The organism is Algoriphagus antarcticus, assembly GCF_002150685.1.
Lineage (GTDB): Bacteria > Bacteroidota > Bacteroidia > Cytophagales > Cyclobacteriaceae > Algoriphagus > Algoriphagus antarcticus.
In genome coordinates, this window is the sequence record NZ_MSSW01000090.1 from 11,195 (window position 1) to 27,557 (window position 16,363).

Annotated in this window: 6 protein-coding genes; all 6 read left to right on the forward strand. The window is 42.0% G+C overall.

Annotated features, from left to right (window positions below; all coding sequences use genetic code 11):
• Nucleotides 1–89: 89 nt before the first annotated feature.
• Complete coding sequence (locus BVH04_RS22845) at nt 90–2,948, forward strand: sugar-binding domain-containing protein (RefSeq protein ID WP_086543783.1); 2,859 nt, start codon at nt 90–92, stop codon at nt 2,946–2,948.
• Nucleotides 2,949–3,107: 159 nt separating this feature from the next.
• A complete protein-coding gene (locus BVH04_RS22850; protein WP_086543784.1) occupies nt 3,108–4,772 on the forward strand; it encodes a sodium:solute symporter family protein in 1,665 nt (554 codons plus the stop codon).
• A 24-nt stretch (nt 4,773–4,796) separates the two neighbouring features.
• Complete coding sequence (locus BVH04_RS22855) at nt 4,797–7,079, forward strand: FAD-dependent oxidoreductase (protein ID WP_086543785.1); 2,283 nt, start codon at nt 4,797–4,799, stop codon at nt 7,077–7,079.
• Nucleotides 7,080–7,118: 39 nt separating this feature from the next.
• A complete protein-coding gene (locus BVH04_RS22860) occupies nt 7,119–9,716 on the forward strand; it encodes a glycoside hydrolase family 88 protein (RefSeq protein WP_205635912.1) in 2,598 nt (865 codons plus the stop codon).
• 218 nt (nt 9,717–9,934) lie between these two features.
• A complete protein-coding gene (locus BVH04_RS22865) occupies nt 9,935–12,256 on the forward strand; it encodes a discoidin domain-containing protein (RefSeq protein WP_086543786.1) in 2,322 nt (773 codons plus the stop codon).
• A gap of 268 nt (nt 12,257–12,524) precedes the next feature.
• Nucleotides 12,525–15,971 carry a ThuA domain-containing protein gene (locus BVH04_RS22870; RefSeq protein WP_086543787.1) on the forward strand — a complete coding sequence of 1,149 codons (3,447 nt, stop codon included), beginning with the start codon at nt 12,525–12,527 and terminating at the stop codon, nt 15,969–15,971.
• Nucleotides 15,972–16,363 lie beyond the last annotated feature (392 nt).

The following is a 16,363-nucleotide window of genomic DNA, read 5'->3' on the forward strand; positions in this document are numbered from 1 at the left end:
GGGAGTTTTTTGTCTCCAGGTTATTTAAAATCAGCCTAAGGCTAAGTTTATATTCTGCGTCTTAGGTATGAACACCCTCCCATCCACCAATGAAAACTCAGAACTTATTCTCAATCCCCTTATTATTCCTATTCACTTTCTGTCTTTGGCAAACTTCCCTTGGTCAGGTTAAATCCGGTGACTCATTTCTGGATTTGAATGGGACTTGGTCATTTAAGATTGATCCCTATAACTTGGGGATGGAAAAGGAATGGTTTATCCCTGCTACTTCCATAAAGGGATCTTGGGACGAATTGGAAGTTCCCGGCAACTGGGATCTGAGAAATGAATATGCGCACTACGCGGGAATAGCCTGGTTTCAAAAAAGCTTCGAGGTTCCGCAAAATTGGGATGGAAAAAATATCCAAATCCATTTTGAGGCGGTCTCCCAAGATGCCACAGTTTGGATCAACGGAAAAATGGTTGGGAAAAACAACAGTGGGTTTCTTCCTTTCACGTTTGACATTACCCCTTTTATCCAGCAGGGACAAGCCAATGAGGTCACCTTGCTGGTGGATAATTCAAAAAAAATAGGTGCCATTTGGAACTGGGGAGGAATCAGACGATCAGTTCACCTCTCCGCATCAGATGGAATCCGATTGACCGGGAATTACATCACTCCCATTTTCGACTATAAAAGTAAGTCGGCCGAGGTACACTTTCGCCTGAAGTTCCAAAATCATGCTTTGCAAAACTCCGATCTCAAGGGCGAAATCCGGATTAAAAAAGACGGATTGATCCTCAAAAAACTCCCCTTTGATCAACAAATATCCGGTGCTTCTGGGTCTGAAGTCATTCTTAAAACTAGCTTGGAGGGTAAGGAAGTTTTTCCATGGCATTTCGATATGCCCAACTTGTACAGTTCAGAAATCCTTCTAAACGGATCTGAAACCCCGATTGCTACAGAGCGTTTTGGTTTGAGAAAGATTGAATTGGATAATGACAAAAAGCAGCTTTTGCTCAACGGTGAATCCGTCAGAGCAATGGGTTTTAATCTCGTCCCTGATGATCGAATCACCGGCAATACCCTACCTCTTTGGAGAATCAAGGAAGATATCGATCTGATAAAAGCAGCAGGAGGAAACTTAGCTAGGCTTTCTCATCTTCCTCTGCCAAAAGAAGCCTTGGATTACCTGGACGAAAGAGGGATTATGACTTTTTCTGAAGTTCCGCTATGGGGCTTGGACCCTTTGGCAGATCCCAATAGCGATGTTCCCAAAGATTGGCTCATTCGTTTAATAGATAGTCAATATAACCATCCGAGCATCATCGGTTGGAGTGTAGCTAATGAAATCGGTCATTATCCAACCGCTTTTGAATATGTCAAGAATATTGTGGCTTTTGCCAAAACTCTGGATTCTACCAGACTGGTATCTGCCGTTTCACATACGGCACAGTGGGAAAATGACTTTAGCATCCATGCAGATATTGGATTGATCAATAAGTATGGTAAAAACCTAGGCCCAGCAACGGAAGCACAGCACAAGAGAATACCTGATAAACTCCTGTTCTATGCAGAATATGGAATAGAGCAATTTGGAGAAGACCTGAGCTCCGATTTTGATGCAAAATCTTTGGTCGAATCACTCAGCGGCATTCCCTATTTAATCGGTGGCTCCCTTTGGACCTTCAATGATTACAGAAGCAATTATGTGTCAACCAGAGAATTTTCCGAAAACAGATCTTGGGGTGTGGTAGATGTGTACAGAAGAAAAAAGAAGGCCTATTACAGCATCCGAAAAGAAAATGCACCGGTAAGTGATCTTCTTGTTTCGAAGGGTCCTGGAAATACCGCAGCTATTACTATAATTCCTAGAAAACCCTTGGACATTCCATCTTTCACCCTTCGGAATTATCGGTTGGTTTGGCAAGTTCTAGATCAAGAAGGAATGGTTTCAGAGTCAGGATGGGAAAATCTACCGGCAATCGAACCGGGTTCAGCTCAAATCAATAGAAGTATCGCATGGAAATCCGATGGCGGACAAAAACTCGAAGTGATGCTCCTGAATCCACAAAATGATAACGTCTTCGGTGCATCTGTGGATTTTAAAACTCCAAAAAATGTTGCTCCACTGCGAGTTTTTGGAGGAAGAATCACCCACAATAACGTAACGCCAAATTCCGGAATTCTAAGAATTTTTTTAGACCAAAATTCAACATCTGAATTCCACATAGCCAGGATTAAAATCGGAAATGAGGTAAAGGAATTCGGTCCAACTTATGATAATTTTCTTGACTTGACGGGTTTAGAATTCTCAAAGCCCTATGAATTAGAGGTTTTCGCGGTGAATTCGGCTGGAGAAACGCTGATCCATCAAGAAACGCTTGAAATTAATTTGAAGGCGATTGTTCCGCCTGCTATTCAGCATATTCAAAGGGAAAAGAATGGGTTCTATGTAGGATTCGCCACTGAAGTGGATGACTTCCAATTTCGGGTCAGATATTCCACTAATGGTGATTTGGAGAAAACCGGCAAAATTATCAGCACGACGAATCCAGGCCTTATTTTCATTCCTTCGAATGAAAGTAAGGAAGCATATTCATTTCAAATTCAACGAGTAAAGGATAATTATTACCACAGTGATTGGTCTCCTGAATATGAAGTTTGTCTTGATCCAAATCTGAATCCTCAGGTCCCTTTGATAAAGGGTGTGACTTTGCAAAATGGGGAAGCGTTGATTCATTTCGAACCGGTTCAAAAAGCAATTGGCTATCAGTTGGATTACCGAGAGATCGGAAAGAATGAATCCGTTTGGAAGACTTTGAACAGTACTAAAGCTTTGGAAGAATTTCTGATTGTGGATGGATTGAACCCTAAAGTCAGCTATGAATTCAGGCTTTCATCAATTACTTCTCATAGCCGATCTGAGTATTCCTCCCCAATACAAAAATCATCCATTCCAAAATGAGATTGAAAATTCTAACTAGATAATAAGGCCCAATGAAACGTCTGTCCATGATTAAAATTTCAAAAAGAATATTTACTGAATTTCAAAAAATTGTACCCAGCATCTGACAATTGGGAGACGCAATCAAATCGATCTCCAATAAATCACCCAAATACATAAATGGAACAACTTGATTATATCACCATCATCATATTTTCACTCATAATCCTGGGAGCCGGACTTTCTTTTGCAACGAAGGGGACAAATATGAAGTCCTTCTTTGCGGCAGGTGGTGCTGTCCCTTGGCCAATGAACGGGCTTTCGCTGTTTATGAGTTTTTTTTCTGCGGGGACTTTTGTGGTGTGGGGATCGATCGCCTATCAATTCGGTCTGGTTGCGATTACAATTCAGATGTCCATGTGTATTGCCGGATTTGTGGTGGGATATTTCATTGCACCTAGGTGGTGGAAGTCCAAAGCCCTGACTGTTGCAGAATTTTTGACCAATCGATTTGGGAAAAATATACAGCAGTATTATACCTATCTGTTCCTCTTTCTTTCTTTGGGTTACACCGGAGCTTTTCTGTATCCTGTTGCCAAAATCGTCAATGTAACCACAGGGTTTGATATCAATTTAGCCATTCTTCTGTTGGGAGGGATGATCATGATTTACACCGCAGTAGGGGGATTGTGGGCTGTGGTGGTCACAGATGTCTTGCAGTTCGTGATTCTCACAGCAGCAGTTTTGTTGGTGATTCCGCTTTCATTGGATGAAGTGCAAGGATTTCAGACTTTTGTTGAAAAGGCTCCTGATACCTTTTTCAATCTTTTTAATGGAGAATACACTGTTGTTTTTATTATTGCATTCACTATTTACAACATCATTTTCATTGGTGGAAACTGGGCATATGTGCAGCGTTACACCTCTGTAAAGGATGCGAAAGCTTCCCGAAAAGTAGGATTTCTCTTTGGGGCGCTTTACTTGGTTAGTCCACTTATCTGGATGTTGCCTCCGATGATTTATAGAGTTTTGAATCCCGGTCTTGAGGGTTTGGAAGCCGAAGGAGCATACCTGATGATCTGCATGGAAGTGCTACCAGTTGGAGTTTTGGGCCTGATGATCGGTGGGATGATTTTCGCAACAGCCAGTTCGGTCAATACTTCCTTAAATCTGGCCGCTGCGGTACTCACGAATGATATCTTCAAGCCTTTAAGGCCCAATTCTACGGACAAGACGCTGATGAATGTGGCGAGACTTACTACCATACTTTTTGGTTTGGGTACGATAGGGGTAGCATTTCTTGTCCCAATGGCAGGAGGAATAGTCGAGGTGGTACTCAGCATCGCCGCAGTCACTGGTGGCGCACTTTATGGCCCAGCGATTTGGGCCCTTTTTTCAAAAAAACAGAATGGAAAAACCATCTTGGGTGTGACGATCGTCAGTTTGACTATCAACTTGATCTTTAAATTTTTCACTCCCCTTGTTTACAATTTTTCCTTAAACCGCACTCAGGAACTCCTTTTGGGGGTAGGTATTCCAATTTTACTACTTGTTCTAGTCGAAATTTTTGGTAAAGCTGAAGTAAAAAGAGCTGAATCAATTGTGTATTCAGCAATCACTACGAAAGCAGAGGAAATAGAGGAAGCTGCACAAAATAATTTTGGAGTGAAGGTTTTGGGTATTTCTCTTGTGGCTGTCGGGCTTCTTTTTGGAGTTCTTTCGGTATGGGCTGTGGAATCAGCTTTTTATCTGGTAGGTCTCGGAATCTCAATTTCTGGGTTTGGGGCTTTCCTGTATTGGAATGTCATGAAAAGAGGTATTAAAAAACTTCAAAAAAACTTTTAATCGCTCAGGCTGAGCATAGGAAATATGATAAAAGAAGAATTTTCAAAGGGTGCCAGAAGTTTAAAAACAGATTTCCTGAACACTGATTTGGTCATTGCAGGAGGAGGATTGTCAGGTACATGTTGTGCAATTACAGCCGCTAGGCAGGGATTGAAAGTTGTCTTGATTCAGGACAGACCAGTGTTGGGAGGTAATGCTTCTTCGGAGGTTCGACTCTGGATCCTTGGCGCCACATCCCACATGGGAAACAACAACCGATGGGCTAGAGAAGGAGGCGTAATTGATGAAATTCTGGTTGAAAATCTCTATCGAAATCCGGAGGGAAATCCAATCATTTTAGATACAATTCTACTTGAAAAGGTGACCCTAGAGCCAAATGTCAAGCTGTTATTGAATACCGCTGTTCATGATCTTTCTAAAAAAAATGATGATTCTATAGAGTACCTGAGGGCCTTTTGCTCCCAAAACTCCACTGAGTATCAAGTAAAAGGAAAGTTTTTTATGGACGCAACCGGCGATGGAATCTTAGGTTTTCTGGCAGGAGCTGCTTTCCGTATGGGTGCAGAGACAAAAGAAGAGTTTGATGAGGCCTTTGCACCAGATCAAAGCTATGGAGAGCTCTTGGGTCATTCGATGTACTTTTACAGCAAAGACACGGGAAAGCCCGTGCGGTTTGTTCCTCCCGCTTTTGCGGACATCGACATCACCAAACTGCCTAGATTTAAGACCTTTAACCTTAAGGAATTTGGCTGCCGACTCTGGTGGGTAGAATATGGAGGGAGACGGGATACCATCCACGAAACCGAAGAGATCAAATGGGAGCTTTGGAAAGTCATATATGGTATATGGAATCATATCAAAAATTCAGGTCAATACGCTGATTCTGAAAACCTGACCTTGGAGTGGGTTGGCACGATCCCCGGCAAACGGGAAAGTCGACGCTTTGAGGGGGATTATATGCTTACCCAAAAAGATGTGGTAGAGCAAAGGCCTCATTTTGATGCCGTTTCATTTGGAGGTTGGGCGTTGGATTTGCATCCTGCTGATGGAGTTTTGGGAGATAAGCCCGGTTGCACCCAGTGGCACAGCAAAGGCGTCTATCAGATACCTTACCGCACCATGTACTCGAAAAACATCAAGAATCTTTTCCTTGGCGGACGCTTGATTAGTGCGACTCACGTGGCTTTTGGTTCGTCTCGAGTGATGGCTACCTGTGGGCACAATGGACAGGCTGTCGCCATGGCAGCCGCGCTTTGTCTGAAGCAAAATGTCCTTCCTGCAGATTTGTTGGAGAAAAGCCGAATGAGCGAACTTCAAAAAAGATTGATCCAATCAGGTCAGTACATTCCCAAGGTCAATTTGGAAGATGAGTTAGACTTGGTGCAAAATGCGGCGGTTTCAAGTTCTACCGAATTGGAACTCAAAGGACTTCCCTTTGATGGACCTTGGCATACCTTGGACTTTTCCATGGCCCAGATGATTCCAGTTAGTTCGAGAGTGGTTCCTGGGATGAAAATCCAGGTAAAATCGGAAGTGAAAACAAGGCTTCAGGTAGAATTGAGGTTAAGCGAAAAACCTGAAAATTATACTCCGGAGGTCATGTTGGAACGTCTGCGACTCGATATTGAGCCGGGGGGAAATTTTTATTCTTTTTCCTTTCAGCAAGAAATTCCCGAAGCCCAGTATGTTTTTGTCACGTTTGTGGCCAATCCTGATCTGATGTTAAAGTGTTCAAATACCCGTGTCACAGGTCTGCTGACCGTTTTCAATAAGTTCAATAAATCCGTCGCTACCAGCAGTCGTCAGGAGCCACCGTCAGGAATTGGGATTGATGCGTTTGAATTTTGGGTGCCTGAACGAAGACCTTTGGGCCACAATCTAGCCTTTGTATTAGATCAAAGCCTTCATCCTTTTTCACGGGAAAATGTAAAAAATGGAATATTCCGACCTACCACTCAACCCAATGCCTGGGTAGCATCTCTAGAGGATCCTCGTCCTTCATTGACTCTAGATTGGTCCCAGCAGCAGGATATTTCAACGGTTCAACTTTATTTTGACACAGACTTTGATCACCCGATGGAATCCACTTTGATGGGACATCCGGAATTCGAGATTCCATTTTGTGCCAAGTCGTTTCAGATCAAAGATGATTCGGGTAAAGTGATTTTTCACCAAAAGGAAAATCATCAGACGATCCAAGAAGTCAAATTTCAGGCTCCTGTTCGGACACAAAAACTGACTTTCGAATTTGAAAAGAGAGTGGAATCTGTGCCATTGAGTGTATTTGGCATCGTCTGCTATTCATAATCCCAGCGCAGTTTCAATTAATCCATAAACTTCCAACCCATGAGATTTTCGATTCTATTCTTCTCCTTTTGTTTTCTTTCCATTTGCTCATTTGCACAAGTAGAATCTGAAATCCGATTGGAAAATGACCAGTTGAAAGTAAGCTGGGAAAAAACTGCGGAAGGATGGGAGGTTTATGATGTGTCCATCAAATCAGGTTCTTCATGGAAATCCATCCCTAATCCATCAGGGGAATATACCATCCTACGCTCTGAGACCAAACCAGAAGAATTTTCTGCCCAAACCTTTCAAACTATATCCGGTCAAGATTTCCCTGAGGAAATTTACAAGTACCAAGTGAATCTTTGGAAAGATCGGACAAATGAGGTGTCTTTGAACACCGCCGGTGAGGCATTTTATTATTTTCCAGATGAAGCCCAAGTTCTTTCTCCCAACAAAATCCTTTTTCAAAAAAAGACCGCTTGGGGAATTGTGAAAACTACATGGAGCTTGGATCCGATATTCCCCCAGGATATTCTCGTCGAAGAAATAATTGAAATTTTAAAGGATGGGTTTTACTCATTCAGCAGCCCAACTTTGGTAAGAATTTCTGAGTCGCAACTTGAATGGGCAACAGTTCCAGGCTATTTTCATGGCAATAAATTGGAGGAAAATCTTGTCTTAGGATATGGCTATGGCAATGGCGTACCTGCCCAACCAACCGTATTCAGTGAAAAAACAACAAGTACTTTAAGTCCAATCATCAGTTCAAAAGACGGATTTTCAATTGCTATCATCGCCAATCCTGATCTTGGAAGAGACCCTTGGTCAAATGACATTAACACGCATTCAGATTGGAATCTAGGTTTATCACATAAGAACAGAAAGTCAGAGTTGGCACCAACGTTATACTTTCCTGTCTTAGGTCAAAAAGGTTCTCAGCTTAAATCGGGAGAAAGTTTAAAGTTTGGTTTCAGGTTGAGCTTGTCCGATCAGGATTGGTTTGAAACATTAAACCATACTGTTTATGATGTTTTTGAATTTAAAAGGGGTTTGGACCTAAGGAAAAACAAACAATCGCTGAGTTCAAGGCTTAACAAAATGTATGGCTACCTGACAGATTCTGTTACTTCTCTTTGGAGGGTCGAAGAATTTGAAAATAGGAAAATAGGTGCACAAGCCTATAATGGAGGAGTTGTCGGGTCAGACAAGGATGCCATGAAAAACGCAGATTACGGAGCGATGTGGATGCTGGCAAATACCACAGGCAGTTCGTATTTGAAAGAGGAGGTGTTGCCGTTTGCCCTTAATTTCAAATTGGCTCAACAGCAGGAGACAGAGGGATTTTTTCAAGGCGCGGCAATAGGCCAATATTATTTGTCAAAGTCGAAAATGTTTGTGGAGGAATGGGGTAAAATGGTCGAGCCTATTGCCTTGACCTATTACATCATGTTGGATATTGGAAATATTCTCCTTTTTGAACCAGAAAATGAGGAATTGAAAATGAGACTCAAATTAGGAGCTGAATTATTGCTGAACTGGCAAAAAGCCGATGGAAGCTGGGCAGTGGCCTATAGTCGTGAGGAAGAGGAAATATTCAAAGAATTAAAGGATTTTAGACCAACTTTCTACGGATTATTGGTGGCGCATCGGATTTTAAAAGACCAAAAATACCTAGATGCGGCCATCAAAGGTGCAGATTGGTACTTGGAAAATGGAGTTAACAATGGTAGTTTTTTGGGTGTTTGTGGTGATATGAGATACGCTCCTGACTTTGCAACCGGACAATCGGCTCAGGCATATCTTGATTTGTTTGACATCACTGGTGATCAAAAATATAAAGCAGCAGCTATTCAGACAGCCAAAATCTACACCACTTACATCTACACGCACCCAATACCCAGCCAACAAATCAAATGGGTAAATGGAAAGCAACTCCAGGATTGGGAAATAGCCCAAGCCGGATTGAGTTTTGAGCATGGGGGCACTTTGGGTTCTGCAAACTTCCACGGCCCCATACTTTTGGCAAGTCATGCCGGTATGTTTATCCGCATGTTTGACATTACGGGTGAGCAGATTTTTGCAGATATGGCCAGATCCGCAGCAATCGGAAGGCATGCTTTTGTAGATGAAAAAACAAGCGTAGCATCCTATTATTGGAAAGCAATGGACAACGGTGCCGGTCCATACCCTCATCATGCATGGTGGCAAGTCGGTTGGATTACAGACTACCTTATGGCTGAAATGGAACTTCGCTCAAATAGAAATATCGTGTTTCCGAGAGGATTTATTACGCCAAAAGTTGGTCCCCATCAGAGCTATGGATTTGAGGCAGGAAGAATATTCGGGGAAAAAGCACTCCTAAAAATGGTCCCAGATGCAGTATCCGTTTCCAACCCCTCTTTGGAATATGTGGTTACCTCTAGTGAGCAAGGTGAAAAAATTTGGGTGACCTTACTCAATCAAGAAAATGAAGTCCAAAGTTGCGATTTGAAGATTGATTTTGCTGCTTTCCATGCAGGGAAGCTTCTGGATGTCAAAGTTTTGGATAATGAGGGAAAAGTGCTGGAAAAGAAAAATCTGTCAGGTGATTGGACGGTGTCTGTTCCTGCGATTGGCCTAGTGGTTCTTGAATTTGAAATTGAAAAGAAACCCTAAGAACTTGACCTATTATCCAAATCAAAGGAAGCATCATTAAAATTTATGTGTATCCGCAATGCTGCACTTAGCCAAATTTATTGCTGAATTGGTTTGAAAAATCCCCCCTTCCCCCTTTGAAAAAGGGGGAATTTGATCCGATTCCATCCAAGATTTTAGTTTAAATCTATACGTGCACTTATGAGGATACACATATTAAAATTTCATTCATAAAGAAAATGCAAAATATCAATTGGAATAAAGTTGCCGTAGTTTTTCTGTTAAGCATTTTTGCTTTTGCACAATCGTCAATCGGACAAACAAAGAACAATCTTGCTTTGACCGGAACGGCCTCCGCAAATAATTTTCTACCCGGGTTCGATCCGGAAAAAGCGGTAGATGGGATAACAAATTCTGAAAGCTCATGGAAAAATGAGGTGGATGGAAGTCCTGCTTGGTTGTTGCTAAAATTACCGGGTGCAACAGAGATTATTGAGGTTGCTATTAAGACTCCCCAGGAATCCTCGGGGATTTCTGATTTTAAAATTCAAACCATCTTAAATGGCTCTTGGAGAGACGTAAAAGATGTCAGCGATAATCAAAATCATACCATCTCACTCACCTTCGACAAACCTATATTAACCGATCGAATTCGGCTTTGGATCGAAAATGGCAGACAGGTTGAAGTTTCTGAATTTGAAGTTTATGGTCAAAAATATTTCGATTCAACAGCCACGGAAGTCAAAAAAATCCTAGTCAACCAAAGCGGCTACAATCTTGGAAGGCCAAAACGATTTTCTGCTCCTGAAATGAAGGAGCAAATACCTTTTGAAGTGGTCCAACAAAATGATAGAAAATCTGTTTTCTCCGGAATAATAAAAAATGGCATTGGTGATTTTTCTGAATTCAATCCTGAATCACAGGAGGAATTCGTCATCATGGCAAATAACCAGGAATCATTCCCATTCCGAATTGGGCCATATTGGTTGGAGCGTGTTACCTATCGAAACATGGTTGATTTTATGGTCGGGGCAAGGCATTATGTGGGAACTACCGATCTTATCAGACCCCTGTCCTTTGAATGGCGAGACGGGGATTTTTTCAATTGGGCGCTGCAGGGTATGGTTGCACTATATCTTTCCAATCCTGAAACATTTGATAGAATGGAAAAAACCGTTTCCTATGTACCTAATTCCTCTTTTCCTTCTGCATACAAAGGGCTCTGGGGTACTTTGGAACCATATCACGAGAATGCACCCGATATCATCAAGCTGATACATTGGGATGCAGATGTGAAGATCTCTCAGGGATTGGAACATGAGATGCAAAAAGCGGAACTAGCCCATTTTCTCTATGCCTGGCCTTACTTGGAAAAATGGCTGCCTCAGCAAAATTTTGATCTTGTCTATGAATACGCAAAGGAAAATTGGGAAAAGACAACCGTCAAACCGAGTTCCACTTCCCAATACGACCTCAGCACAGAGCATAATTTATTGGCTCTAAAGACCCAATTGGGAACAACAAAAGGAGAAATGCCTCCCGGGTATTCTGTCATTCCAAACTTGATGATGTATGAAGTGACTAAGAGAAAAGGAGAACAAGATGCTGAAAAATATTTTGATGCAGCATATAGACAAATGGAATGGATGATCCAAAACCTCGATTGGAAAGATCCTTTGGTGACCAAAGGGCAAAGAATGTCCGAACACATCACCATGAGAGCATTTGCCTATTTTCAAACACAATATCCAAAACGAGCCCCACAAGGATTGAAAGAAAAGGTGACTGATTGGGCCAATGTTGCTATTTCCAGATCTGAAAACTATTGGGATTTTCGAAAATATTCAGACAATGAAGATTGGGTTCCGCCAAGCTGGAACGAAACTGGAAATATTTTGGGTTTTCCTGCAGCATTATTTTCAGCCATGTCAATACTTGAAGAGCAAGGAATTCTACAAAAGCTAGAAATTTTGGCGTGGTCACATTTCGACATTGCCTTTGGAAGAAATCCCGTTGGAAGACATTTTTCCCACAAAGGGTCCGAGGAAATTGAAGGAGTGGATTTAGGTTGGTACAGTGCCCACAAAGGCGGGTATGGTCTGCTTGAGGAGGTGAAGTTTGTGTTTGATGGTTCTCCAAAATCCTTCCATTATCCCAACAACCCTGAGGTTGGCAACTTGGGTTGGACTGAAGGGTGGGTTCAATTCAATACAGCGTTCAATATGAGCATGGCCTATTTGGCTAATCATTACACCAAAATTGATTTGACCAAAGAAAACAATAATAAGGTAATAATTCGCCTGAAAGCACCTGTGAACTTTGATCCAACCAAGGAAGAAAGTATCACTGTAAAGCTTTATAATGAGCAAGGAATGTACCTGTCAGTCCGCTTGGTGGAGGAATCCCCTTATTCGCAAGTAATGGTGGGAGAACTTGACTTTTCCCAGAATAAGCTTACTTACAGGGAAGAAAAAATTTCGTGGAAAAAAGGTGAAACAATCAATGTCTCATATGGTCTCGGATATTTTCAAAAAGAGGCAACTTTTTTAAGAAGGGACTAGTTTTTAAAGTCGCTTAAAAAGGAAAGGCTGAAAAAATTCTTTCCCCGGAGCTTTTCCGAAAAGCCAAACATGTCATCACGGAAAACCATCGGGGTCGCCCTCTCAGATGGGGCCATGATCATAGCAAACTAAGCAAATTTTACCAAGTGATTTTCTCTATTGTGTCAAAGAGAAAAATTTAACCGATCAACCTCAAAATCTGCCTGCAAATCAGTTTCTTAGAAGAGAATACCTATTTTTTCGCTACTTTACCCCAAATATTAAACCTATGTATTTCCCAAAAAACCTAAGAAGTATCACCCTACTTCTGATGATTGTAATGATGGGATTATGGAGCTGTAAGAATAGCCGCTCCGGAGATCCTAAAGTCTTGATTTTCAGTAAAACAGCAGGTTACCATCACGAATCCATCCCCACAGGGATCGCTGCCATCCAAAAGCTGGGTTCAGAAAACGGCTTTGCTGTGGATACTACCACCAATGCTGAACAATTTACCGAAGAGAACCTCAGCCAATACTCAGCTGTGATCTTCCTTAGCACAACAGCTGATGTACTCAACAACTATCAGGAAGCTGAATTTGAGCGATATATTCAGGCTGGCGGAGGATTTGTCGGCATACATGCTGCCGCGGATACTGAATACGAGTGGGGCTGGTACAATCGATTAGTCGGTGGATACTTCGCGGATCATCCCGGTATCAACGACCCCAATCCAAATGTTCAACCTGGACAAATCAATGTTGTTGACGCTTCGAATGCTTCCACATCATTCCTGCCAAGCCCTTGGGAAAGAACAGACGAGTGGTATAGCTACAAGAAAATGAATCCAGATGTTAAGGTCTTATTGACTTTGGACGAAAACTCTTACAAAGGCGGAATGGACATGGGCGAGCATCCTATTGCTTGGTATCATGACTACGACGGAGGTCGGGCCTTTTACACCGGAGGTGGACATACAGATGAATCCTTCTCGGAAGAATTGTTCTTGAAGCATTTGCTGGCAGGAATTCAATATGCCATTGGTGACAATCAGGAATTAGACCTTGCTAAAGTGAAAACGCAGTCTGTTCCGGAAGAAAATCGCTTCACCAAGACCACATTTGGTTTGGGTGAATTTACCGAACCTACAGAAATGACCATTCTTCCAAATTTGGATATCCTCGTCGCACAGCGAAGAGGAGAGATTTTGCTTTTTGATGGCGAAACCGAAGAATTGACAGAAGTCGCCAAGTTGGACGTGTATTGGAAGACTGACACCAAAGGTGTTAATGCGGAAGAAGGTTTGATGGGAATCCAGAAAGATCCAAACTTCGCGGAAAACGGTTTTGTATTTGTCTATTATGCTCCCACCGGGGAAGAATGGGTGAATCGACTTTCTCGCTTTACCTTCAAAAATGATACGTGGGATATGGCTTCAGAAGTGGTCATTCTCGATGTAGCATCTCAACGAAATATCTGTTGCCACACTGGCGGTTCAATTGCTTTTGACAAAAATGGGAATCTATTCCTTTCTACCGGTGACAACTCGACTCCTTTCAATCAAGGTGATTCCAAATACATTCTCAATGGCTATGCTCCGCTTGATCAAAGACAGGGAAGAGAGCAGTGGGATGCCAGAAGATCTTCGGGGAACTCAAACGATTTGAGAGGAAAAATCCTTCGAATCAAGGTAAATCCTGATGGTAGCTATTCTATTCCAGAGGGCAACTTATATCCAAAAGGAACTGAAGGAACTCGACCTGAGATCTTTGTGCAAGGAAACAGAAACCCATATAGAATCTCAGTAGATCAGAAAAAGGGTTGGGTTTATTGGGGCGAAGTCGGCCCTGACGCACGACTTGACAGTTTGGATACGCGTGGTCCAAGAGGCTACGATGAAGTAAATCAAGCTAGACAGGCTGGAAATTTCGGTTGGCCTTATTTCGTGGGAAATAATTATCCTTACCATGAATTTGAGTTTGTCAGTGGCACACCGGGTTTGACTTTTGACCCGATGAAACCGGTAAATAACTCTCCTAATAACACTGGACTTAAAGAACTTCCACCTGCGCAGCCTGCATTTATTTGGTATCCTTATGCAGAATCTCCAGACTTCCCAGCGTTGGGATCAGGCGGAAGAAATGCGATGGCTGGACCTGTTTACTACTCAGATTTATATACCGCCGACACCAAATTCCCTGATTATTACAATGGCAAACTATTCATCTACGATTGGATTAGAGGTTGGATCAAAGCGGTGACAATGGATGAAAATGGAGACTTCTCGAAGATGGAGCCATTTATGCCAGGCACCAAATTCAATGCGCTGATCGATATGGAAATGGGACCAGATGGAAATATGTACATTTTGGAATATGGAAATGGGTGGTTCTCCAAGAATCCGGATTCAGGAATTTCTAGAATTGACTTTAATGGAGGAAATCGTGCTCCTGTAGTAGCTGAAATCAGCGCAGATAAATCTTCCGGGGAAATTCCATTGAAGGTAAACTTCAAAGCCACTGCTTCAGATCCTGAAAAAGACGCCTTGTCCTATACTTGGGATTTAGGAAATGGAAAAACCGAAACCACCACAGAACCATCATTGAGCTATACGTTCAACGAAATCGGAGAATACGAAGTAAAAGTAACTGCAAACGATCCTTCAGGATTATCTGGCACAAGTACCGTTGCTAGCGTCTACGCAGGTAATATTGCACCAGTAGTAGCAATAGAGATCAAAGGAAACAAGTCCTTCTATTTCCCTGGCAAGCAGGTGGCTTATTCAGTTTCTATTTCTGATGAAGATCATCCAAACGCTGCCAATGACTTATCAACCCTTTATGTATCGGCTGATTACCGAGAAGGTGTGGATATGGCCGAGGCGGATTTGGGACATAAAGTAATGACAGACGCGATGGTTGGAAAGTCTTTGGTCTCTTCATTGACTTGTAAAACTTGTCATAAAGAAGCCGAAAAATCCATTGGCCCTGCTTACACAGAGGTGGCTAAGAAGTATTCAGATAAAGATATCCCTTACCTAACTACCAAAATCATGAATGGTGGCGGTGGAGTATGGGGTGAGACGGTGATGCCTGCAAATCCAAACTTGAAAGGTTCAGAACTGAACGCTTTGATCAGCTATATCTTGTCATTGGATGGAGCTGCAGCTAAACCAAGTCTATCAGCTTCTGGAATGGTTAACCCTACTCAAGGTAAAGCCGCTTCTGTTGCGGGAGCAATGGTATTAACAGCATCCTACACCGATCAAGGTGGAGAAGGCATCAAGCCATTATCTGGATCAAGTTCAGTTTATCTGATGAACAATACAGTTGATTTAGCAAATGCAGTTGATCTGAAAGATTACAGTTCAATGAGCTATGGAGGGATGAATTTATTGATGGTACCAAAGACAGCAGGGCAATTTGCAATGAAAAATATCGACCTGACAGATATCGGTTCTGTCATGCTGATGACCGTCTCTAGAGAACCAATGAAGGAAGATATGATCTTTGAATTACATCTGGATAGCCCAACTGGAACTAAGGTAGGTGAGGGAGTTTTCAGCCAAGGTCAAGTTACTATAGATGAGCGTGGGACTTATAACAAACCGTTTGTGATACCAGTAACAGCAACAGCTGACGGAAAAATGCATACACTTTATGTGACTAGCAAAACCAAAAATGGTGGAGATCCTGGGACCTTTATCTTGGCAGGAATGACCTTTATGCCGAAGTAAATCGATTGATAGATCATAAACGAAAAGCCAATTCCAGAGATGGGATTGGCTTTTTTCTTGAAGATCTTTTTTAACCACGAAGGACTCAAAGTTTTAAACGGAGGCCACAAAGTATTTCAATTCTCTATAAGCTGCGCTGGGCTTATTATTTCTGCTTTGCTACTCTTCAAGACCCTTTAGACAATAAAATCTATCCTTTGAAACTAATTTAGCTTTCCGATTTCTAGATTACCAAAGCAAAAAAACGTGAAATCTCTATGTTTTCTATGCTTTTTATGCGGTACAAAAACAAATCTTTACACCTTGAAGTCTTCATTAAAGACTCAAATCTTCTTTGGTCGCAAACACAAAAAAACTATGTTTCCTATGTGAATCTATGTGGTTAAAAAAAA

What these genes read in the sequence shown, in the direction of transcription:
- BVH04_RS22860 (WP_205635912.1), top strand. Translation starts at nt 7,119, where the DNA reads ATGAGATTTTCGATTCTATTCTTCTCCTTTTGTTTTCTTTCCATTTGC.
- BVH04_RS22855 (WP_086543785.1), top strand. Translation starts at nt 4,797, where the DNA reads ATGATAAAAGAAGAATTTTCAAAGGGTGCCAGAAGTTTAAAAACAGAT.
- BVH04_RS22850 (WP_086543784.1), top strand. Translation starts at nt 3,108, where the DNA reads ATGGAACAACTTGATTATATCACCATCATCATATTTTCACTCATAATC.
- BVH04_RS22845 (WP_086543783.1), top strand. Translation starts at nt 90, where the DNA reads ATGAAAACTCAGAACTTATTCTCAATCCCCTTATTATTCCTATTCACT.
- BVH04_RS22870 (WP_086543787.1), top strand. Translation starts at nt 12,525, where the DNA reads ATGTATTTCCCAAAAAACCTAAGAAGTATCACCCTACTTCTGATGATT.
- BVH04_RS22865 (WP_086543786.1), top strand. Translation starts at nt 9,935, where the DNA reads ATGCAAAATATCAATTGGAATAAAGTTGCCGTAGTTTTTCTGTTAAGC.